Origin of the sequence: Methanosarcina sp. Kolksee, from assembly GCF_000969945.1 — an archaeon.
Taxonomy (GTDB): Archaea; Halobacteriota; Methanosarcinia; order Methanosarcinales; family Methanosarcinaceae; genus Methanosarcina; species Methanosarcina vacuolata.
In genome coordinates this window covers 4,371,440-4,391,826 of the sequence record NZ_CP009524.1, presented here as the reverse complement: position 1 = coordinate 4,391,826, position 20,387 = coordinate 4,371,440, and the positions used below count along the sequence as shown (strand labels likewise).

Sequence of the window (20,387 nt, the reverse complement as noted above, 5' to 3'; positions counted from 1 at the left end):
TAAGGAGAAAGGAGTTTTCATCTCTTCTGCTTCAGATTTTTCTCTCTTATTCTGCACCCAAGGCCGCAAAGGAGTGATGTAACATCATATTCGACAGAATTAGCATCACAATCCCCAAAAACCGTTATCCTGTAAGTAACTCCGAGCCTTTTTAATTCTTCTTTTTCTTTTTCAGTTTCTATCCGGTTAAATTCTTTATAATCTTCCCCTTTATAGATATCACTTATTTCGCAGGCTGCAAGCTGTTTGTTAGTATTTATAGCGTTAAGTATAACTGCAGGGTCAGCCCCTTCAGGGATAAGGACTGAAATATCCCTTGTGGAATGTTCAAGGTTTTCTTTTCTCCATTCCCACAATTCTGATTCCGAAAGCATGCGAAGATTTTCAAGCTTGAGTTTTACAAATTTGTTTTTTATATGGGGAGAGGTGCCTTTTGATACCAGCTTTGTAAGGACGATCTCATCCGGTCCTGCCTTTTCCAGGAGACCTACGTGGATTTTTCCGGAATAAAAATGAGAAAAGCCACAGACCTTTCCAATAGAGTTCAGGATTGTCTCGTATTCAGTTATTCTGGAATTAATCAGTTTGTCCGATTTACGCAGGGCATGAGCCGTATCTCCGTACTTACGAGCAGCAGATTTCATTTTTTTCACAAAACTTTCTTCGTCATGGGCTCGCACCAGCTTCGAGAGCTCTTCACATTCCCTGATAAATGCGTCATGAACCTCCAGCACTCCGGGATTTTCCATCTGGATGAGGGCATACAGATAGGGGTTCTGGCCAAGGATCCTGCCTACAAAGTCAAGCATTATGGCGTAGACCGGGCTTACGAATTTTCTAGATTTTTTTATATCGAAATCTAACCGGTCAATTGTCGTTCCTATAGTAATATAGGCAAAATGGGTAAGCCCCTGCACAACCGATACAAGCCTATCATGCTCGGCCGCAGTAGTAATTTCAACATGCGCCCCTCCTTCCTCAAAAAGCTCTCTTATTACCGGAAACCACTTCTCTGAACGCCCTTTTACAGGGACGAGAATGACAGTTTGCCCTCTGATAGTAGGAATTGTTGGGCCAAACATTGGATGTGTGCCGAGAATCTCCACATCTGAAGGGGCGAACTTTTTCATAGCTTCCACAGGCTTTACTTTAATGGAAGTAAAGTCCATAAGGAGGCTTCCAGCCTTCATTTTTGGGGCAAATTCCGCAATAGTCTCTTCAGTTACATTGATGGGCACCGAGACTATTACTATGTCACTTCCCGGAATAGCTTCTTCAAGATTTAAGGCAAAAGGAACTTCTAATTTCCTTGCAATCTCGGTTTTCCCCCCTTTTCCCCAGACTGTAACTTCGTAGCCTTTTTCTTTGAAAAAACGGGTAAACCATTGTCCCATCTCCCCAGTTCCGCCAAGGATCAGCACCTTCGTTTTTTCAGGGTTTTGATCTGTATTGACCTGACTCCCTGGTTTCAGATTAACACTCAAGCCTGCAAAGCCTCCAGAACCGTTTTTTTCATAAGTTCAACTGGAGGTTCGATTCCTGTCCAGAGTTTGAAAGCTTCAGCTCCCTGATAGACAAGCATTAAGACTCCACTCACAGTCTTTGCGCCTGAGGCTTTTGCTTCTCTTAAGAGCCTGGTTTCCAGAGGATTATAGACAATATCAAAAACAGTAAGGTCAGGGTGAAGATCTTCTGCTGTGGCAATTGTAGTTTCTGTGTTCGGGTGCATTCCAAGAGTCGTGGTGTTGATCAGAATATTGGCATCCTGCAACAGTTCTTTTAATCCGGAGAGTCCTCTTCCAGTTACGTTTCCAGAAAGGGCGGCAGTTGAGATATCTTTTGCAAGCTCAATTGCCCTTCCTTCGGTCCGGTTTACTATTATGATTTCAGCGCCATCGGCTGCAAGCTGAAAAGCAATGGATCTTGCTGCCCCCCCTGCTCCTGCAACTACGATTTTAGACCCCTCTATTTCCACTGCAGAATTCTGAAGTGCCTGTTTTGCTCCTAATCCATCCGTGTTGTACCCTTTTATTTCTCCGGTTTCCCCGAAAACGACAGTGTTTACAGCTCCTATTTTTTCGGCAAGTGGGTCCGGTTTTATGCAGTCAAGTTTCAAAGCTACCTCTTTTAAGGGTACTGTCAGATTGAGCCCTCCAAACCCCATAGCTGCAGCCCCAAGAATTGCTTTTTCCAGTTTTTCGGGTTTCACTCTGAAAGCGTGATAGATACAGTCCATCCCAAGGGCTGAAAAAGCTGCGTTATGCATTGCAGGAGAAAGGGAATGGGCTATAGGGTCTCCAAATACGCCAAAAACTCGCTTCATTCGAGCAGCTCCAATATCTTCTTTATTTCATCTACCTGAAATTGCCCGGGAGCGGCAGAAACTTCACTATCAACAGCCGCATATGTCAGGACCGAACCGTAGAAAGGAGCAATTACCCTTGTATGTTTTCCAAGCTTGCCCATAGCGATTGTACATACAGCGTTTCCTGCCTCCCTGGCATCCAGTGCAACTCTTAACAGGTCAAGTACGTCTCTTCTCGATTGCGGCATAACAGCAAGTTTCGCGATATCTGCCCCTGCCAGGAATGCTTCTTCCAGAATAGTTTTCATTTCTTGGAAATCCGGAGTTTTTGAAAAGTCATGGGAAGAAACGATTACGGTTTTTCCGCAGGCTTTTGCCGCTTTTATTACCTTGTCTCTTGCTTCTCTTCCGGCAGAGAGCTCGATGTCTACTGCATCTGGCCCATCTTTCAGGAAAATGAGATTTGTAGAAAAGAGATTTGTAAGAAGTTCAATTCTGTCGTCTTCTCTTCCTTCCCATTTCCCTCCTTCCTTAATTGAGCGATTTGTGAGGATTACCGGAAGTCCGGTTTCGGATTTTACTTTTCGGATTGTTTCTACAGCTGTTTCAAGATCCCTGATTCCAAGTAAATCCAGCCGGATTTCGAGAAGGTCGGCTCCCATTTTGGCGGCCTTTCTTGAAGTTTCAAGAGGTTTTTCAAGGATTACTGCGACAACGGCAGCTTTTTTCTCAAGGTCAAGCTGACCAATATGAATCATTGTTTTCTCCGGTTTTTGTTTTCCGCTGATGGCCGTTTCCTTTTCCGTTTTTCGTTTTTCCGCTGATGACCGTTTCTTTTTCCGTTTTTCCGCTGATAACCGTTTCTTTTTCTGGTTTTTGTTTCCCGCTGGCAATCGTTTCTTTTCAGGATTTTTCCTTTTTAGGAGGTCATTTCTCTATAATTGTCTCTTCAATTTTTTTACCGAAATGCCTGGCTCCCTCTTCCAGGCGGACCAGAACCTCATCGCCTTTCTTGAGTTTGGCGACTGAAATCGGATTTCCGTCTTTTCCGACCAGCTTGATAGTTTCGGCATTTTGCAGGATTGCGCTCAGAATACGATTGCCTGCTTTTGCTTCAATAAGCATGAGAGGACGGCTTTCTATCTTAACTCTACCCACAAAACCTTCTCTCTGTCTCCCTTTTGAATCGATTATGGTTACCGCATCTCCGGTTCTAAGTTCCGAAAGGTAGCGGGTTTTATCTCCAATTTTTATATAAGAGTGAACCGCACCTGCATTTACCCTGAATGGGCGGGCTGCCACATATGGGCTGTCATCAGATTCGGAATTTACAAGGAACATCCCGCTTGCCTGAGAACCTATGAGCATGCCTTCCCCCTTTTGCATGAGATTGCATGTGTCCACACAGACTCTATCTCCCATTCCAAGAGGCTCGACCCGGGTTACAACCGCAGACTCAAGCTCAGCACTTTCGTTTTCCAGCTCCCTTGCAGCCTGGATGGTATCTTTTATTTCCTGGATGTTCCCACTGTCAAGAAGGACGCCGTCTGCTCCGGTCTCAAGGGTCTGGAAGGCCAGCTTTGCTTCTTCAGCACTCTTTACCCCGAAAATTATTTTTACGTCATAACGCTGAAGCTCAGCTATCAGGTTTTCCAGAGGAATAACCTTCCAGTCCGTGCCTGTCACAATCAGGAAGTCGCATACCTTTCCGAGTTCGGCTGCAAATTGCTCGTAGCGTTTGTCTTTGATTATAACATATCCGCCAACAGCCACCCCTTTATCCCTGAGAAGGGTTGCTGCGTTTATGTCAAGAGAACCTTGAGTTTCAAGGGGTAAAGGTTTCGTCCCGTCGCCTTCTCCCCTCTTCCCAACGACAATAATCTCAGCCCCGGATTTATTGTCACGGCCAAAGGTTGCTACTGGAATACTTCCCAGTTCCCTGGTTTTTCCGACATCTCCTGGGTTTACAAGTACGCAGTCAGCTCCTGATTCAAGGCCTGTCGTGATTCTTTCTTTCTGTTGTTCCCATCCGCCTTCATCGGCTTTTATCCACACGCTTTTCTTCTTCAAAGGCTTCAACCCCTGTATATTTTCTGTTTTTACTCAGGCCTTTTCCCTTTTTTAACTTCTGTTTCGGGTTCTGGTCTTGCTTTTCAATATCTAGCTCTCACTTTAGCTGTTCGAGGGCTTCTTCTACAGGCCTTCTATGATGTACTATTTCGCAAATAGCCCGGGTGAGTCTAACAGGGTCCTTATGCTGGAAAACATTTCTTCCAATTGCAGCACCTCTGGCTCCTGCTTCCATCGCCCCGTCAATCATCTCCAGGAGTTCCAGATCCGTTGAGGTTTTAGGTCCTCCTGCGATAACTACAGGTACAGGGCAGCCTCTTACAACGTCTCTGAAGCTATCAGGGTCTCCGGTGTATACCGTTTTCACAACATCAGCACCTAGCTCGGCCCCGATCCTTGCAGCGTGCGCTACATTTACAGGGTCGTGAGGATTTGTGATCTTTTTACCTCTGGGGTACATCATAGTAAGGAGAGGCATGCCCCATTCCGTACAGTCTCTGGAAATTTTTCCGAGCTGCTCGAGCTGGTCAGCTTCGGTTTCAGAGCCTACGTTTATGTGCATGGAAACAGCATCAGCTCCCATCTTAATGACTTCCTCTACTGTACAGACCTGCACTTTAGCATTGGGGTCCGGACTCAGGGAAGAAGAACCACTTATATGCACAATAAGGCCTATATCGTGGCCGTATCCCCTGTGCCCGTATTTTACCATTCCTTTCTGCATAAGGACGGCATTTGCTCCTCCTTCGGCAACTCTGTTCACTGTATCAGTGATATTGATAAGCCCGTCAATAGGCCCGTCTGAGATCCCATGGTCCATGGGAATAATGACCATGTTTCTGCTTTCCCGGTTCATCAGCCTTTCTATCCGTATCTTTTTACCGATTTCTGACATTATAATCTCCTTCGAGCGCAAAATGTTCTCAAATTATTGCTATATTTATTAAGAAACTCCGTGCTAGCATGTGACACGTTAGCACACTAAACCTATTTAAAGCTATTCCAACTAGCTATGAGACAAAGTATGCACTTTAATAGTAACGGATATTCTTGAACTTTTCTGTATAACAATGTACTATAATGACCACATCTGAGAGTCAATTCTTTGTTATGAGTAAATAGTATCATTGAAAATACATTCCAGGCCATAGAAACATAGATTGGAGAAACGTACCGAACTCAAAGCCTACTGACTACGAAAACAATTCGCATTTCTAAACTTTGAAAACATACAAGAATTAAAATAGGATAAGACCGGCTAATAGAGTAAACTCAGAGCGTCAGAAAATACAATCAGACTAAAACAGGAACTGAAGGAACTATGAAAGAGCTGAAAATTCTTGTTGTTAATAACTACGGACAATTTTGCCATCTCATTCACCGGGCTGTTCGAGACCTTGACATGGATACGAAAATAATTCCCAATACAACGCCAATTGAAGATATCCTGGCAGAAGAACCGGACGGACTGATCCTGAGTGGTGGGCCGGAAATGGATAGGGCAGGTTTATGTTTTGATTACGTCCGGGAAATCGATCTCCCTATTCTTGGGATTTGCCTCGGGCATCAGGCAATTGCCCTGGCATATGGAGGGCACGTTCATGCAGGGAAAAAAGGCGGGTATGCAGAGGTTGAGGTAGAAGTTCTCGAAGAAGATGATATTCTTCGTGGACTCGGACCCAGGACTACAGTTTGGGCTTCCCATGCAGATGAGGTTGCCATTCTGCCTGAGGGCTTTATCCATCTTGCCCGTTCTGATATATGTGAAATTGAAGCCATGCGCCACCCGACAAAACCTATTTACGGTGTTCAGTGGCATCCCGAGGTTTCCCATACAGAGAAGGGAGAAGAACTGCTTACTAACTTCCTTGAAATTTGTGAAAAATATTAAGATTGATGCTAATAATCGACATTAACAACCGATATTAACAACCGATATTAGCAATCGATATTAGCAACCGGTATTAACAACCGATATTAACAATCGATATTAACAATCGATATTAATCTCAAGAATGAAATGTCCTTTAAATTTAGAATTGTAAAAGAGAAATAAACGCAAATAAACACTATATAAAGATAAAAAAGTCTTCGGGATAAATTACATCCCGAGTCTTTTCTTCATCATTTTCTGAATATTGAATTTTCCACCCCTGAAGCCTTTTAGAGCTGTCTGCATGGTTTTGTGATATTTCAGAAGCTCCCTTACTTCTTCAGGGCTGCATCCCGAGCCTCTTGAAATCCTTTTGATCCGGGAACCGCCTATAAGCTTGGGGTCATTCATTTCTTCTTCAGTCATGGAATCCATGATTATCTTGTAATTCTTCATCTTGTCACTTGTAGCCTGGAACATTTCATCTGAGAGCTTAACGCCTCCCATCCCGCCCATTCCTAGTGGCAGCATGGACATAATCTGTTTGAGAGGGCCCATTTTGTTCATGGCTTCAAGCTGCTTGTACATATCCTTGAGGGTGAATCTCCCCTGCATCAGGGCTTCGACATTTACGTCTTCTTCGCTAAGGGTCTCTTCAGCTTTTTCCATCAGGCTTTTAAGGTCTCCCATGCCAAGAAGCCTTGAAATGAACCTGTCGGCTTCGAATTTTTCAAAATCTTCCGGCGTTTCCCCAACGCCGATAAAGGCAATAGGGGCTTTTGTTTCGGAAACGGCAGACAGGGCTCCGCCTCCTTTTGCAGTGCCGTCAAGTTTCGTTATGATAACGCCCGTAATCCCGACAGAATCATTAAATGCATGTGCCTGCTGGCTTGCCTGCTGTCCGATACCTGCATCCAGTACCATGAACTTCTGGTTTGGCTTGGCAACGGCGTTGATCTGTTCCATCTCTTCTATTAGATCGGCTTCAAGAGCATGCCGGCCTGCGGTATCCACAATTTTTACGTCGTATTTTTCCAGGGCTTTGAGCCCGTTTCTGGTAATTTCAACGGCATCGGGATTGTTTTCTTCTCCATAGAAAGCTACGTTGAGCTTCTCACAGAGAGTTTTAAGCTGGTGATATGCGCCAGGTCGGAAGGTATCTGCGGCGATAACCCCTGCTTTGAGTCCTTTTCTCTGGAAGTAGCGAGCAAGCTTTGCTGTACTGGTAGTTTTTCCGCTTCCCTGAAGCCCAACCATCATTATAATCTGCGGCTTGAGCTGAATCACAGCTCCTTTGCCGATAATTTCCATTAATTCCTGGTATACGATGCGGATTACGTGCTCCCTCGGGTTCATACCTGCAGGAGGGTCTTCTTTCATCGCACGCTCTTTGATTCTCTGGGACATTCCCATAACAAGTTTTACATTCACGTCGGCCTGGAGCAGAGCCCGCTGGATATCTTTTACTACTTCATTGACCGTACGCTCATCAATTCGCCCCGCGCCGATCAGCTTCTTGAGTGCCCCCTGTAAGGAGTCTCCAAGTTTTTCCATTACCATATGAAAGTCATCCTGCTGGTTTTTTTGAGGATAAATGAAAAGATACTCACACTTTTTTGACCTTGTGTAAGAAAGTAACCTTCCTTAATAAGCCTTGAGTTTAGTAGCTTAAAAAAGGGATAAGTAAATGGATTCTATATATGAATCGGTAACCGGCTATAAAAACATTGCCGGGTATGAAGATTTGAAAATGTGTTATCTGAAAGATTCTTAAAAGCGTAAAACACCATAAAACCAAAAAATGTCATAAAACCAAAAAATGTCATAAAACCAAAAAATGTCATAAAACCAAAAAATACCATAAAGCCAAAAAACACCATAAAAATCTATAAATAAACTTACTATAGCGGGGGATGGATTCGAACCATCGGTCTACGGGTTATGAGCCCGTCGGGATCTCCTGGCTACCCCACCCCGCTACCGGGGAATTAAAATCTGAAAATGTGTCAAACCACAAATAAACTCAGAAAAGAGCTTTACTATAGCGGGGGATGGATTCGAACCATCGGTCTACGGGTTATGAGCCCGTCGGGATCTCCTGGCTACCCCACCCCGCTACAGGGTTTTATTTATCAGGCCACCTTGCCTGGGACAACTATCAGAACATACTAACGATCGTTTATATACTTTTCGCTTGGCCTTTTAATCTTCAGAGTTTTATCGTAGAATTTAGGCGTTTCTCTAAAGAAATTCCTCAGTTAACTGCAATTTGTCATATTTCATATTCTGCCCTTTATTTTCTCAGGCTTTTCCGGAAATATATTTGATATTTCAAACCCTAAATCATATTATGACAAGGTGCTTATTCTGCGGAGCTTATTGCGAAGTTAGGTGTGGAGTTTACTGCGAAGGCTATCCTGGAGGCCAGGAAGAGAGAGAAAAGGAAGAAGGTGCGGAAATTCTTGGATGTACACAAATCGGTACATCCTACATCTGCGAAAACTGCCTTAAAGACTTGAAACAGGCTCTTGGATCTCTTTAAAAAGACCAGCCGGAGAGAATATACAGTACCGGATTAAAAGTTAAAAATGCCTTCTTCTTTACCGAATGGGAAAAATTTGGAAAAGGGTAGGTATTGCTGGCAACTCAGACAACCTCAACATTGAGTATAAAGTTCTCTTCCTCTCCGGTTACGTTCTCCCAGGGTCTTTTATATATTCCAGTTACTTGCTGACTGCCTTTAGATACGGCTTTAATCTCCCATAAATGGACTCCTCCCGCGCCCACAAGAGGTTGCTTTATTCCTTCAGGCTGCTCCGGTGGATAGTATTCCCCTGATATATTATTGAGCCCCTGGCTCAGATTGAGTTCCCATGAGTAACCTGTGGTTGGGTTTTCCTTAAGCCTTAGGAAAAATGTGCTTCCATTTTCAAGACTTATACTTGTTCCGTTGTCCGCTTCGGTTATTACCTGTTGTTTTGGCGACATAGAGCCGGAAGTTTCTTCAGGTACGTTATCTACAGGTAGCTCAAAGGACCCCGTTACTCCATTCACATTTACAGTGTAATTTCCTGCTTTGAGACCCTGAACTTCAAGTGGAATTGTTTCTGTAAAACTCTTTATAGCCTGTGTACAGAATGCATCTTTAGGGCGTTTTGTACTTATAGTGATATTAAAGGCATTTCCTTCGCTTTCATTCTTTATTTCGTTGATTTCAGTACATCCATCTGGGAGGTAGCCTTTCGCTATTACCTGTATCTGTACGGGAAATGACTCAAGGGTCACAATCTGTATGCTCTCTACCTTTGCAGTACCGTATATGTAATCTCCTCCAGTGGTTCCGTGACTACTGTTTGTTCCAATAATCCCCTGACTATCATTTGTTACATTTTCTGATTCGGTTTCGTTCTGTCCGTTGCCAACACAGCCGGAAAGAATAATCACAAAGGCCATAAGCAGAAACGTTGTAACTTTTGTATACTTCCAAAACTTATTATTTGTTCCTGTTTTCATTTTTCCCCTCTTTTTCTATCTACTCTTATTCTCTCTGATTCGTTTATGGAAAGATAAGTCTGTTTGGATTTATCCTTTGCTTAAACTTCAGCTCTGTTTGCAGCTTTACAGGTCAGTTCTCTTTTTTGTTGATTTAAATTGTATTGGAAATTAGTTTAATAGTGAATTTATCAATCAAACTAGTTCAAAAACTTCAAACTTCAATAACTCAAAAGCTTTAGATTAAATCTAATCAAAATTTTTGAATTTTAGATGTCTAAAATATTTAATTTTAGCCGTTTGAAAACTTTAATTTTAGCTTTCCAAAAGCTTGATATACACTTTTAAACAAGCTTTTATAATATTATGTCTTTATAAAACTTAATATATTTGGATATAAATAGATAAAACTCAATATTAAAGTCCGATTCTTAAAAACCCCATTCTAAAGTCAACTTTTGATTTTTATCACAGTTTCATAAAAATATACTAAAACTTACACAGTTTATCTGAAAAACCAACAGCATCAGACCGTAAACTGTCTAAAATATGACTCTAATTCACAGTCTTTGCCGTAATTGATTCTGTTGCTCAAATGCGTAAGTTCTATCTACTATGCCAACCTCATGTAACCACTAATAACAGTGTTAACTCTGTGCTTTTTGCTAGCAAGCATAGAGTTTGTACTTTTTACTTAGAGAGACAGTTTTTCTCAGCGGAAAATAATACTTTGAATTACTATTTAAGGAGGTCCCATCTTGAATTCCTGGAAAATACCTAAAATAAATTCAGTATGTATGTTAAAAGAAGTGATTATAGCAGATTTTTTCTTGTCTCGTCTCAAATAAAGATAGGTGGGATTTCAATTGAGAATTGCAGTTATTACACAGGGAGTTTCTAACGTTTTTGAATCCATTATTGAATCAGGACATGAGGTAGTGGGAATTGTTGAGTGCTCCCGGACAAGAGAACCTAACTCATTCCTTAAATCTATAGGAGGGGCTTTTACAGACGTATATTATTCATTCACCTCCAGGCCTTTAAATTTAAAAAACTTCTCTAAAAAACTGAAAATTCCTTATTACTACTTAAGGAAAGGAGACAACGAAACCTTTCAAAAATGGATGAAGCATTTACAGCCCGATATTATAGTTGTGTATTCTATGTCTCATCTCTTGAAGGAGAATATATTTACTATCCCGAAACTTGGGACTATTAATCTTCATTATTCACATCTTCCAGAATACAGAGGGCCATCTCCCCTTTTCTGGGAATATTACGATTATATACTTAATCCAGGAGTCACTCTTCATTATATAAACAAAGGCGAGGATACCGGCGATATAATTTTCCAGGAAAGGATTCTTATAAGTTCAGGTGACAAACTCGAGGAAGTTGTTAAGAAGTTATCTTTAACAGGAATAAAATTTCTTCTAAAAACAATGGATATGATTGAGAGTGGAGATGTTCCCCGAATAAAGCAGTCTGCAACTACTCCAACTGTGAGAGCCAGAAAGATTAAACCTGGTGAATATAGTGAGCTCATAAAATGGGATGATTGGGGTGTTGAAAGAGTATTTCATTTTTTAAGTGGTACTCCGAAGTATCATTACACTCTGATGAAAAAACCCAGTTTGCATAAACTAGGGTTCACGATTAAAATTCTGAATACAGAAAAATGTAATACTTCCGGATATAAAGTAGGGGAGCTTTGTAAAGAAAATTCAAAACACTTTTTAGTTTGCAAAAACGGAAAAATATATGTTGATGTTATATTTTCACCTGCGAGTTTTCTTGCCCGAATTTACCCTTATATATGTTGAGCCTGCTCTTTGTAATGCAAAACAAGGTCTTCAGTCCATCTCAGAGCTGCAGGCTCGAAACCCATAATAGTTTCCTGGTCAAAAATCCCATTTGACGTAAGAAAATCAGCAGCCATGAAGTATTCGGTCTTAACCAGCATAGCAATCTTTATCTCGTTCTTACAGATAAAAAGCCTTCTTTTCTCTCTGGCCAAATAAAGTTTCAGTTCTTCTTTGAAATCAGTTTTCAGTCTTTCACAGATTTTTTCTGTTACTACAAGGGTTATTCTGGTATCGTTGTCTTTATTTGCCAGAAATATTTCAGAAAAGACCGGGTGAAATATTGATGAAAAGCAGAGTATCTTTTTTGATTTTCTTATGTTATCCAGGAATACGGAAGAAGGCTCAAAAATATTATCAGGATCAGGTCTAACAAGGAAGCAGAACTTCAGTTCATTAAGCCTTTCCAGAAATGTCCTGGGTAATTCGGAGAGATCACGATCCTGCCAATATTCCGCATTCTCCTCAATGACCTGCAGAGTATCAAGCAAAGGCTCCATCTTCTCAACCAAAATTTTTGCAAGAGGCGTTAGCCTGTACTCCCGATCTTCCTGAAAAACCAGATTTTCATCCTTCAGTTTTTTGATTTGGGGAAGCATGCCCGTCGGGTTAACGTTCAGACCTTTTACTATTTCCTCTATCGGCTTACCTCCGTTTTTGAGAAGGAGCAAAAGGTCTTTTCTCTTTTGGGACATAAAAATCAGGTCTATCAAGGTTTTTTCCATTGATTTCACTTTCCGGATCGTGCACTTTTGCGAAAGATTCTTTTTGTCTTTGGTTTTCAGAAAGATTTATTGAAAGAACTTTTCATTTCTACGAGAAATACCCAAAGATATTTGAAATTAACTTCAATCACGTCCTTTCTGTCGCTTCCTTTCTATTGCGTCCTTTTAGTATGGCAAGAGTTTATAACCTACCTTCAAATGTTCGTTTTTTAATCCTATAATACTCTTTTTACTCTCCTCTTCTTCTTTTTTCTCTTGCCTTCTTCTTTTTCCTCTTATTTTCCTATTTTTCCTCTTATCCTCTTCTTTTTCCTCTTATCCGAGTTATCCTTTGACAAGATAAGAAAACTTAAAGTCTATAATCCGGATTATATAAGTCGAATATAGAGCTTGGAAAGTGATACTTCTTATCTGCTAGTATCCTGACTGCGTATCGCGATTTCCATATCATGGAGGACTTTGCATAAAATCATTCAAGTGTGTGCTTACGAATTGGGATTACATTTATAGTTTGTGCCGAAACATATCTGCGGAAATCAAACATTCTGGATATGAACCGGACGTAATTATTGCGCTTGCAAGGGGAGGCTGGTTTGCCGGGAGAGTGCTCTGCGATTTCCTGGGGCTTGATGACCTATCCAGTCTGAAAATCGAGCACTACATCGGAGACACAGCTATCGATACCGGTGAGCCTTATATTCGATATCCTCTTTCAAACAACGTGATGGAAGGAAAAAAGGTACTTATTGTAGATGATATTGTTGATACTGGAGAAAGTATGCTTAGTGCCAGGGCTTATGTGGAAAATCACAAGCCTATGGAAGTCAGAACCGCTTCATTACAATACCTGGGGAGTTCTAAAATCGACCCCGATTATATTGGCGAACGGCTTGAGGGTTGGGCCTGGATTGTTTATCCCTGGAACTTCATAGAAGATATGACAAGTATCTTGACTAAATGCATGAGAAAAGACCCTGCAAAACTCTGGAATCTTGAAGATCTTAAACACAGCCTTTACATAAACCATGATCTTGACTCTATTGTCTTTGAAATCACCCAGCCAGGAAGGCTTCCAGAAGTTCTGGAGGAGATGGAGAGAGTGCGCAAGGTCAATTCTGAAATAATCAATGGAAAGAAGTACTGGAGATTGTTATAAAAAACATTATTATAAATTTCTTCCTAAGTGGGCTAATAATTTACGCTTCTAACTGGAAAGCGGAGGGGCCTACAACCGAAGAGAATATTTTTACTTTTGCTGGGCCGATCTATCTTTCGTTTAAATGAAGGCGTTAAGTTGTAAGCGTTAAGTTGTAAGCGTTAAGTTGTAAGCGTCAAGCTGTAAAATACAAATATACATATCTATTCAGTGTATCTATATTTTAAGTACCCATAAGGATATCACTATAGCACTCTGTATATCATTTAAAATCTTGATCTAGAACACCAGATTGGTCTGAAATCCAGTATGCCAAACTGATCGGATTCAGGATACATGACTGGTCTAAAATTCAGAATACCAGATTGATTTAAAAAACTGAGTACATATAGTCACTAGGCTAAATTGTAGTCACTAGGCTAAATAATGCAATTGCCCAATGAGGTACAATGAAGTTTTTTGTTGCAACAATTACAGGCGTGACTATAATTACATCATTTACAATAAATTAATTCATTTACAATAAATTAATTCATTTACAATAAATTAATTCATTTACAATAAATTAATTCATTAACATCAAATTAACCCACTATCTATTACCGGTGAATTCATGCCCCACAGATGTACCAGATGCGGAACCATTTTTGAAGACGGAGATTCTGTCATCCTGAGCGGCTGCCCAAATTGCGGTTGGAATAAATTCCTTTATGTAAAAACAGAATGTGAAGATTCGGAAAATCAGGAAAAGCTTGCTCTGGAAGGACAAAAGCTGGATCTGGAATCCTCTCTGGATGAAGTTGTCAGGAATATTGACGAGGCTCTTGCTTCTGAGCGGGAAAGCGTAAAGCAGGAACCAGAAGCCGAGAGGGAAACAGATGAAGATAGAGTAGAGTCCGTAAGAATCCTTGGGCCTGGCTCCTATGAACTTAACCTGGACTCCCTTCTTGAAAGAAAAGAACTCGTTATGGCAATCCGGGAAGAAGGGTCTTATGCTCTACACCTGCCCTCGGTTTTCAGCCAGCAAAAGGAAAACAAAAAGAAAAACTAAAAAGCAGAAATAACTTAGATTTTTCAAAATTTCCCAGAAATTTCTTGCCTGGGTGTTTTTGAGGAATAATTTCCGAATAATCTTATAGAACAAAGCTTAAAAGCCTGTGCTTTTAGCTTGAAGTATATGGTTAGCTTATCCTATTTTTGTTATTTTCAATTGTAAACTCTTTTTTTAATTATTCCTCATTGTACCGCAGCTTACATTTTACATTCTGATTCGTTTGTTTCTAAATTTGTTAGCTTTTCTTTCGAAAGATTATTCTATAAAGAGTCTAAATTTATACTAGATATTAAAACTTGTAACTTTTATCTTTGAGCTGGGGTCTTAATGAAAATCAACATTTTCTGTAAAATACTCATACTTGCAGTCTTTCTTGGACTTGTTGTTTTCTCAGGAAGTTTTCTTCTAGTTAACAACGAAGAAACTATTTCTGAATATTCCAGAAAACAGCTTGTTGAAACCGTTTCTAACGAAAGCTCAATAACGGAAGCTACAGACTTTCACGAGAATGATATTGTTCAGAAAGTAAATCTTCAGGATAACCCTGTTAATTCTCAGGATTACTGGGACGACTCTGAAACTTTTGTTGTAGATATTAAAAAGTTCAAGGAATCGGCTGAAAGTGGAAACATTAATCTTAGATTACTGGACAGAAATTTTGACATAGAATTCGATGAGGTTTCAGTTCTCAACAAGGGAGACTCGTGTCATTACTCCGGGCACGTTAAAGGGGTACCTTACAGTAGAGCTGAATTTTATGTTTATGGCGAGGTTTTTTGTGGTTCTATTGAGTTTTGCAATTTGACGTACACCATTGCGGTAACTTCAGAAGAATATAATGGAAAAACAGTTCACGCGGTATTTTTGATAAACTGGAAAAATGAAAAAAAGAAAATGGAAGGTTTATTGAATCCTCTAAGTTTCCTTCGTGGTTCAGGTTCAACAAAGAATTGGCCAGGAGTTGTTGAAAGCAATAAGCAGCTCATCCTCTAGATTCATGAATGGCAACTATTATTGTTTTGTTAGCTTACACTCAAGTCCAGCTTTGTGCTTCTTACACTTCAATCCAATTTTGCTGTTATTTAAAGCTTCATATCCGAGCGTTCTTTTTTTGGTTACAAAAGAAAACAAATAACTATGGAAACATTTATATATTATTAATGATAACTATAGGTTACTATCATGAACATTCTCCTTTCCAGCTAGTCTTCCGGGTAAAGTTTCATGCAGGGTTTCCTGTTCTAATTTACTCAAGGCTAGATACTTATAATCAAAAATATACAATCACAAAATATAAAATGAAAAAATTCTGGCACTATTGCCTACTATCTCACAAATTTAGATTATTATCAGAGGAAAATAATGGACCCGGCAAAATTACTTGACATTCTGGGGAATGAAAACCGCAGGAAGATTATTCAACTTCTTGCAAACCGTCCCTGCTATGTCAGTGAGATCTCTAGCAGGTTGGGAGTAGGGCCAAAAGCCATAATAAGTCATCTAGGTCTGCTTGAGCAGGCAGGACTTATAGAATGCAGTGTGGATGAACAGAGGCGTAAATACTTCAATATCGCAAACAACATGCGGCTTGAAGTGTCAGTATCCCCATATTCCTATACGGTAACACTCCATGATGTTACTTTTGATAGGGGGAAAAATGAAGAAGATCCTGTGGAAAAGGAGATCCCACCAGGGGAAGAATCTTCTACTTTATTTCTTAAATTGAGCAGCAGGCTTAAGGAACTCAAAAAAAGGCAAGAAGAGCTTGCACAGATGCAGCAGCAGCTTCAGGTTGAGTACACAGAAGCTATGGACCATTGTCTTGACTCAATTGAAGAAATAGCCAGGAATCCTGTAGAGTGTGAGCTCCTGTTTGAACTTCTGAAAAATGAAACCACTCTCGCTACCCTATGTTACAACCTGCGCTTGCACCCGAGTATTGTTAACGCTAACCTGATAGGCCTTACAAAGAGGGGGTTTATTGAGTATGGTATCAAAAATAACCAGTATTACTGGAAAGTCCGTGAGACCGGAGTTGAGAACGAATGATTGAAGAAATTAATTTGAGAGTTGCTGAAGCTTATCATAAGGATGTGGGTAGGGGAATTGCAAGAATTGACACCCGCTTGATGCAGCAGATGGAACTTGTAAGCGGGGATATAATTGAGATCTCAGGGAAAGCTAAGACCTACGCAATTGTCTGGCCAAATGTAGAACGTGAACAGGAAAATCGGATCCGGATTGACGGTAACCTCCGCAGTAATGCCAAAGTTGGGATTGATGATAGGGTTACAATCCAGAAAGTCCAGGCAAAACACGCCCAGAGAGTTACCCTTGCTCCTTCTCAGCCTGTAAGACTTGTTGGAGGGGCTCACTACATCCTTAGAATTATCGAGGGAAGACCTTTGAACAAAGGTCAGCAGATCAGGGTGGAAACTGTAAATAACCCTTTGACTTTCGTAGTTGCATCTACAAGACCTGCAGGACCTGTTGTTGTTACTAAAGACACTGATATAGTGATTAAGGAGAAATCAGTTGAGGAGGCCCGGGTTCCAGAAGGTATTTCTTATGAGGATATCGGTGGGCTTAAACGGGAAATTCAACTTGTCAGAGAAATGATTGAGTTGCCGTTGAGACATCCTGAACTCTTCCAGAAACTTGGAATTGAGCCCCCAAAAGGAGTGTTGCTTCACGGGCCTCCAGGCACGGGTAAAACACTGATCGCAAAGGCAGTCGCAAGTGAAACCGATGCAAATTTCATTACTATTAGCGGCCCTGAAATCGTTTCCAAGTATTATGGAGAAAGCGAGCAGAAGCTTCGCGAGATTTTCGAGGAAGCCGAAAAGGAAGCGCCTTCTATTATCTTCATAGATGAGATTGATTCCATCGCTCCCAAGCGCGGCGAAGTAACAGGAGAATTGGAACGCAGGGTAGTTGCCCAGTTGCTCTCCCTTATGGACGGTCTAAAGTCCAGGGGCGAGGTAGTTGTAATTGCTGCCACAAACCGCCCGAACTCAATAGATGAAGCTCTCCGCCGTGGTGGAAGATTTGATCGGGAAATAGAAATCGGAATTCCCGATCGGAACGGCAGGAAGCAGATTCTTCTCATTCATACCAGAGGTATGCCTATTCAGGATGTAAGCCTTAGTGAAATTGCAGATGTAACTCATGGGTTTGTAGGCGCTGATCTGTCTTCCCTCTGTAAAGAAGCAGCAATGCATGCTCTCAGAAGGATAACTCCCGAAATCGATATCGAAGAGGAAGAAATTCCACAGGAAATTCTTGATAAACTCGTAGTCACCAGAGATGATTTCAAGGAAGCCCTGAAGAATATCGAGCCGTCTGCAATGAGAGAAGTTTATGTTGAGGTTCCGCATGTAGGATGGGATGATATCGGAGGACTTGAAAATGCAAAGCAGGAACTTATTGAGGCTGTTGAGTGGCCCCTGAAGTATCCTGAACTCTTCAGCACTATCAATATAAAACCTCCCAGAGGAGTGTTACTGTTTGGGCCTCCTGGTACAGGTAAAACCTTGCTTGCAAAGGCCGTTGCAAGTGAAAGCGAAGCCAATTTCATCAGCATTAAAGGTCCAGAACTTCTCAGCAAGTATGTAGGAGAATCCGAGCGTGCGGTTAGGGAAACCTTCAGGAAAGCCAAACAGGCTGCACCGACGGTTGTCTTCTTTGATGAAATCGATTCAATCGCACCCCAAAGAAGTTCTGTTTCAGATACGCACGTGTCCGAAAGAGTTGTTAGCCAGATCCTCACCGAACTGGATGGAGTCGAGGAACTCAAGGATGTAATTATTGTTGCGGCCACAAATCGGCCTGATATGGTAGATCCTGCGCTCCTCAGGCCTGGCCGCTTTGATAGGCTCATCTATATTAAGCCACCTGATAACACAAGCAGGGAAAAGATCTTTGAGATCCATACGCAGGGAAAACCTCTTGCAGAAGATGTAAATCTCGCCGAGCTTGCTGATATGACCGAAGGGTACGTAGGTGCAGACATCCAGGGTATTTGCAGGGAGGCTGCGATGCTGGCCCTGAGAGAAATCGTCACTCCAGGAGCTGGCAGAAAGGACCTCGCGAAACGGGCAGGAGAAGTCAGGATTTCAAAGAAGCACTTTGAACGCGCAATCCGCCGTGTGAAGCCTACAACATCCAGGGAAAACCTCGTGGCTTATGAACGGAGTGCTGAACTCTTTGCTAAATACGCAACTGAATTTGAAGAAGAAGCTCCCGAGTCTGAAGAACAGGAAAAAGAAATAGAACACGAAAATGTCCCGGGTTTCTTTCAGGCTCAGTAAGCCCACGTCCTTATAAGCCGGCAACTCCCGGCTTTTTATTATCAAAAACTCAGGAACTACTGAAAAGAAACAATGACTGATTTATACTGGCTGATTTGATAAATTCGCTTAATAACGAGTTATCAATGGATGAATTAATAACGAGTTATCAATGGTAAGTTAATAACGAGTTATCAATGGGTAAATTAATAACGAGTTATCAATGGGTAAATTAATAACGAGTTATCAATGGTAAGTTAATAACGAGTTATCAATGGGTAAATTAATAACGAGTTATCAATGGGTAAATTAATAACGAGTTATCAATGGTAAGTTAATAACGAGTTATCAATGGGTAAATTAATAACGAGTTATCAATGGGTAAATTAATAACGGGGTAATTATATGGAAAGAGATAGTAAAAAAAGGAGAAATTTTTTCGATGAAATCTTCGGAATTGACCCGGTTAAGGACGTGGATGAAATGTTTGAACGTCTTAGCAGGGCAATGGGTATGAGTACGGAAAATTTCGGGCAGGACCCTTTCATCTATGGATTTTCGTTAACTCAGAGACCAGGGGAAGAACCTGAAATCCGTGAATTCGGGAATATTCCTATGTTTGAGCATACTGAGAACGAAGAACATTGTTATCTTGACACAAGAAAACCCCTGATTGATGTACTGGAAACCGAAGAGACGGTTCATGTGATTGCCGAGATTCCGGGCATTGAGAAAGAAAATATTAGATTAAACGCAACTGATTTAATACTTGACATCGAAACAATAGATGGGAATCCAAAATATTCCGAACGTGTGGAACTGCCGGTAAAGGTTGACCCCCAGAGTGCCAAAGCTACATATAAAAACGGTGTGCTGGAAGTTACCTTTAAGAGGCTGGAATCCATTTCCCGAACCTCAATAAATATTGAGTGACTTCCCGGGAATTGCACTGCAGGTGTAACAGCACGAGGAAAAGCAGAGGTAATAAAATGGTGGGCATAAGAAAAAGAAAGGATTTCTTTGAAGAGTTTGGATCTGAACTTTTTGACAACCTGGAAGAAATGATCGAAGCCCTCCTGGAAGATATGGGAGAGTCCGTCCCCTTCGTATACGGATTTTCTATCATTCGTCGCCCGGGGGAAGACCCCGAACTCCGAGAGTTTGGAAATGTTTCGGAAAGTTCTGAGGATGAAGAAAATCTATTCCCCTCCGAAATAAGAGACCCTTTAGTTGATATCTTTGAAAGTGAAGAACTAGTACACGTACTTGCAGAAATTCCGGAAATCGAAAAGGAAGATCTCCTTCTGCATGCGACTGCTCAAAATCTTGAAATCAGGATTCTTGGAGCTTCCGAATACTCTCAGGACATAGAGCTTCCTGCCCGTGTGGATCCTAAGAGTGCACAAGCCAGCTATAAAAACGGAGTACTTGAGGTTACTTTCAAGCGTTGTACTGAAGAAAGGCCCGTTGAAATCGAAATTAACTGACGCAAACGGCCTTGAAGAGTTGAGCGAGTTGAAGATCGAATTGGAGAATTAAGTGCAAAAATATACTGAAAAAC

18 protein-coding genes and 2 tRNA genes are annotated in these 20,387 nt (G+C 41.2%); 10 read left to right on the top strand and 10 right to left on the bottom strand.

Translation table 11 applies throughout. The features are described 5' to 3' along the window. Nucleotides 1–17: 17 nt before the first annotated feature. The 5 genes from MSKOL_RS18130 to MSKOL_RS18110 form a co-directional block, all read right to left on the bottom strand. Nucleotides 18–1,484: a prephenate dehydrogenase gene (locus tag MSKOL_RS18130; RefSeq protein ID WP_082091192.1), complete on the bottom strand. Its 1,467-nt coding sequence runs from the start codon at nucleotides 1,482–1,484 to the stop codon at nucleotides 18–20. Then, a complete protein-coding gene (locus tag MSKOL_RS18125; RefSeq protein ID WP_048158005.1) occupies nucleotides 1,481–2,323 on the bottom strand; it encodes a shikimate dehydrogenase in 843 nt (280 codons plus the stop codon). Before MSKOL_RS18125 ends, MSKOL_RS18130 begins: the two co-directional genes overlap by 4 nt. Next, nucleotides 2,320–3,063 carry a type I 3-dehydroquinate dehydratase gene (gene aroD / locus MSKOL_RS18120; RefSeq protein WP_048158460.1) on the bottom strand — a complete coding sequence of 248 codons (744 nt, stop codon included), beginning with the start codon at nucleotides 3,061–3,063 and terminating at the stop codon, nucleotides 2,320–2,322. The genes MSKOL_RS18125 and aroD overlap by 4 nt, the downstream gene beginning before the upstream one ends. Before the next feature lie 169 nt (nucleotides 3,064–3,232). Beyond that, on the bottom strand, nucleotides 3,233–4,375 hold the full coding sequence (locus MSKOL_RS18115) for a 3-dehydroquinate synthase II (RefSeq protein ID WP_048158004.1): 1,143 nt from the start codon (nucleotides 4,373–4,375) through the stop codon (nucleotides 3,233–3,235). Between the two features lie 97 nt (nucleotides 4,376–4,472). Continuing rightward, nucleotides 4,473–5,270: a 2-amino-3,7-dideoxy-D-threo-hept-6-ulosonate synthase gene (locus MSKOL_RS18110; protein WP_048123315.1), complete on the bottom strand. Its 798-nt coding sequence runs from the start codon at nucleotides 5,268–5,270 to the stop codon at nucleotides 4,473–4,475. A gap of 426 nt (nucleotides 5,271–5,696) precedes the next feature. Between MSKOL_RS18110 and MSKOL_RS18105 the strand changes: the two genes are divergently transcribed. Next, nucleotides 5,697–6,266, top strand: coding sequence for a GMP synthase subunit A (locus MSKOL_RS18105; protein WP_048158003.1), 570 nt, complete (start codon nucleotides 5,697–5,699; stop codon nucleotides 6,264–6,266). A 210-nt stretch (nucleotides 6,267–6,476) separates the two neighbouring features. On the opposite strand, the gene MSKOL_RS18100 is transcribed toward MSKOL_RS18105, so the two are convergent. The 3 genes from MSKOL_RS18100 to MSKOL_RS18090 form a co-directional block, all read right to left on the bottom strand. After that, nucleotides 6,477–7,808 (bottom strand): signal recognition particle protein Srp54, encoded by a 1,332-nt coding sequence (locus MSKOL_RS18100; RefSeq protein ID WP_048158002.1) that lies wholly within the window; start codon nucleotides 7,806–7,808, stop codon nucleotides 6,477–6,479. A gap of 344 nt (nucleotides 7,809–8,152) precedes the next feature. Next, nucleotides 8,153–8,227 (bottom strand) — tRNA-Met (locus tag MSKOL_RS18095). A 63-nt stretch (nucleotides 8,228–8,290) separates the two neighbouring features. Beyond that, a tRNA-Met gene (locus MSKOL_RS18090) sits at nucleotides 8,291–8,365 on the bottom strand. A gap of 233 nt (nucleotides 8,366–8,598) precedes the next feature. Between MSKOL_RS18090 and MSKOL_RS18080 the strand changes: the two genes are divergently transcribed. Next, nucleotides 8,599–8,790: a hypothetical protein gene (locus tag MSKOL_RS18080; protein WP_048123308.1), complete on the top strand. Its 192-nt coding sequence runs from the start codon at nucleotides 8,599–8,601 to the stop codon at nucleotides 8,788–8,790. 104 nt (nucleotides 8,791–8,894) lie between these two features. Here MSKOL_RS18080 and MSKOL_RS18075 read toward each other — a convergent pair whose 3' ends face one another. Next, nucleotides 8,895–9,761, bottom strand: a complete 867-nt coding sequence (locus MSKOL_RS18075; protein WP_048123307.1) for a protease inhibitor I42 family protein — start codon at nucleotides 9,759–9,761, stop codon at nucleotides 8,895–8,897. An 845-nt stretch (nucleotides 9,762–10,606) separates the two neighbouring features. Here MSKOL_RS18075 and MSKOL_RS18070 point away from each other — a divergent pair. Further along, nucleotides 10,607–11,563, top strand: coding sequence for a methionyl-tRNA formyltransferase (locus MSKOL_RS18070; RefSeq protein WP_052725604.1), 957 nt, complete (start codon nucleotides 10,607–10,609; stop codon nucleotides 11,561–11,563). On the opposite strand, the gene MSKOL_RS18065 is transcribed toward MSKOL_RS18070, so the two are convergent. After that, nucleotides 11,551–12,297 carry a winged helix-turn-helix domain-containing protein gene (locus MSKOL_RS18065; protein ID WP_231592311.1) on the bottom strand — a complete coding sequence of 249 codons (747 nt, stop codon included), beginning with the start codon at nucleotides 12,295–12,297 and terminating at the stop codon, nucleotides 11,551–11,553. The genes MSKOL_RS18070 and MSKOL_RS18065 overlap by 13 nt on opposite strands. 511 nt (nucleotides 12,298–12,808) lie before the next feature. Between MSKOL_RS18065 and MSKOL_RS18060 the strand changes: the two genes are divergently transcribed. From MSKOL_RS18060 to MSKOL_RS18030, 7 genes are all read left to right on the top strand, one after another. Further along, nucleotides 12,809–13,483 (top strand): phosphoribosyltransferase, encoded by a 675-nt coding sequence (locus MSKOL_RS18060; protein ID WP_082091191.1) that lies wholly within the window; start codon nucleotides 12,809–12,811, stop codon nucleotides 13,481–13,483. A gap of 613 nt (nucleotides 13,484–14,096) precedes the next feature. Next, entirely contained in the window at nucleotides 14,097–14,534 is a 438-nt protein-coding gene (locus MSKOL_RS18055; RefSeq protein ID WP_048123302.1) for a Zn-ribbon domain-containing protein, read from the top strand. Between the two features lie 330 nt (nucleotides 14,535–14,864). Next, nucleotides 14,865–15,530: a hypothetical protein gene (locus MSKOL_RS18050; protein WP_052725602.1), complete on the top strand. Its 666-nt coding sequence runs from the start codon at nucleotides 14,865–14,867 to the stop codon at nucleotides 15,528–15,530. Nucleotides 15,531–15,899: 369 nt separating this feature from the next. Further along, on the top strand, nucleotides 15,900–16,586 hold the full coding sequence (locus MSKOL_RS18045) for an ArsR family transcriptional regulator (protein WP_048158000.1): 687 nt from the start codon (nucleotides 15,900–15,902) through the stop codon (nucleotides 16,584–16,586). Beyond that, nucleotides 16,583–18,847 carry a CDC48 family AAA ATPase gene (locus MSKOL_RS18040; RefSeq protein WP_048157999.1) on the top strand — a complete coding sequence of 755 codons (2,265 nt, stop codon included), beginning with the start codon at nucleotides 16,583–16,585 and terminating at the stop codon, nucleotides 18,845–18,847. The genes MSKOL_RS18045 and MSKOL_RS18040 overlap by 4 nt, the downstream gene beginning before the upstream one ends. Nucleotides 18,848–19,231: 384 nt before the next feature. Then, nucleotides 19,232–19,759 carry an archaeal heat shock protein Hsp20 gene (gene hsp20 / locus MSKOL_RS18035; RefSeq protein ID WP_048157998.1) on the top strand — a complete coding sequence of 176 codons (528 nt, stop codon included), beginning with the start codon at nucleotides 19,232–19,234 and terminating at the stop codon, nucleotides 19,757–19,759. A 56-nt stretch (nucleotides 19,760–19,815) separates the two neighbouring features. Then, nucleotides 19,816–20,313, top strand: a complete 498-nt coding sequence (locus MSKOL_RS18030) for an Hsp20/alpha crystallin family protein (RefSeq protein WP_048123288.1) — start codon at nucleotides 19,816–19,818, stop codon at nucleotides 20,311–20,313. Nucleotides 20,314–20,387 lie beyond the last annotated feature (74 nt).

Bases quoted from the DNA above. Each gene is read 5' to 3' on its own strand.
- MSKOL_RS18125 (WP_048158005.1), bottom strand. From the start codon at position 2,323: ATGAAGCGAGTTTTTGGCGTATTTGGAGACCCTATAGCCCATTCCCTT.
- aroD (WP_048158460.1), bottom strand. From the start codon at position 3,063: ATGATTCATATTGGTCAGCTTGACCTTGAGAAAAAAGCTGCCGTTGTC.
- MSKOL_RS18110 (WP_048123315.1), bottom strand. From the start codon at position 5,270: ATGTCAGAAATCGGTAAAAAGATACGGATAGAAAGGCTGATGAACCGG.
- MSKOL_RS18105 (WP_048158003.1), top strand. From the start codon at position 5,697: ATGAAAGAGCTGAAAATTCTTGTTGTTAATAACTACGGACAATTTTGC.
- MSKOL_RS18100 (WP_048158002.1), bottom strand. From the start codon at position 7,808: ATGGTAATGGAAAAACTTGGAGACTCCTTACAGGGGGCACTCAAGAAG.
- MSKOL_RS18080 (WP_048123308.1), top strand. From the start codon at position 8,599: ATGACAAGGTGCTTATTCTGCGGAGCTTATTGCGAAGTTAGGTGTGGA.
- MSKOL_RS18075 (WP_048123307.1), bottom strand. From the start codon at position 9,761: ATGAAAACAGGAACAAATAATAAGTTTTGGAAGTATACAAAAGTTACA.
- MSKOL_RS18065 (WP_231592311.1), bottom strand. From the start codon at position 12,297: ATGTCCCAAAAGAGAAAAGACCTTTTGCTCCTTCTCAAAAACGGAGGT.
- MSKOL_RS18055 (WP_048123302.1), top strand. From the start codon at position 14,097: ATGCCCCACAGATGTACCAGATGCGGAACCATTTTTGAAGACGGAGAT.
- MSKOL_RS18050 (WP_052725602.1), top strand. From the start codon at position 14,865: ATGAAAATCAACATTTTCTGTAAAATACTCATACTTGCAGTCTTTCTT.
- MSKOL_RS18045 (WP_048158000.1), top strand. From the start codon at position 15,900: ATGGACCCGGCAAAATTACTTGACATTCTGGGGAATGAAAACCGCAGG.
- MSKOL_RS18040 (WP_048157999.1), top strand. From the start codon at position 16,583: ATGATTGAAGAAATTAATTTGAGAGTTGCTGAAGCTTATCATAAGGAT.
- hsp20 (WP_048157998.1), top strand. From the start codon at position 19,232: ATGGAAAGAGATAGTAAAAAAAGGAGAAATTTTTTCGATGAAATCTTC.
- MSKOL_RS18030 (WP_048123288.1), top strand. From the start codon at position 19,816: ATGGTGGGCATAAGAAAAAGAAAGGATTTCTTTGAAGAGTTTGGATCT.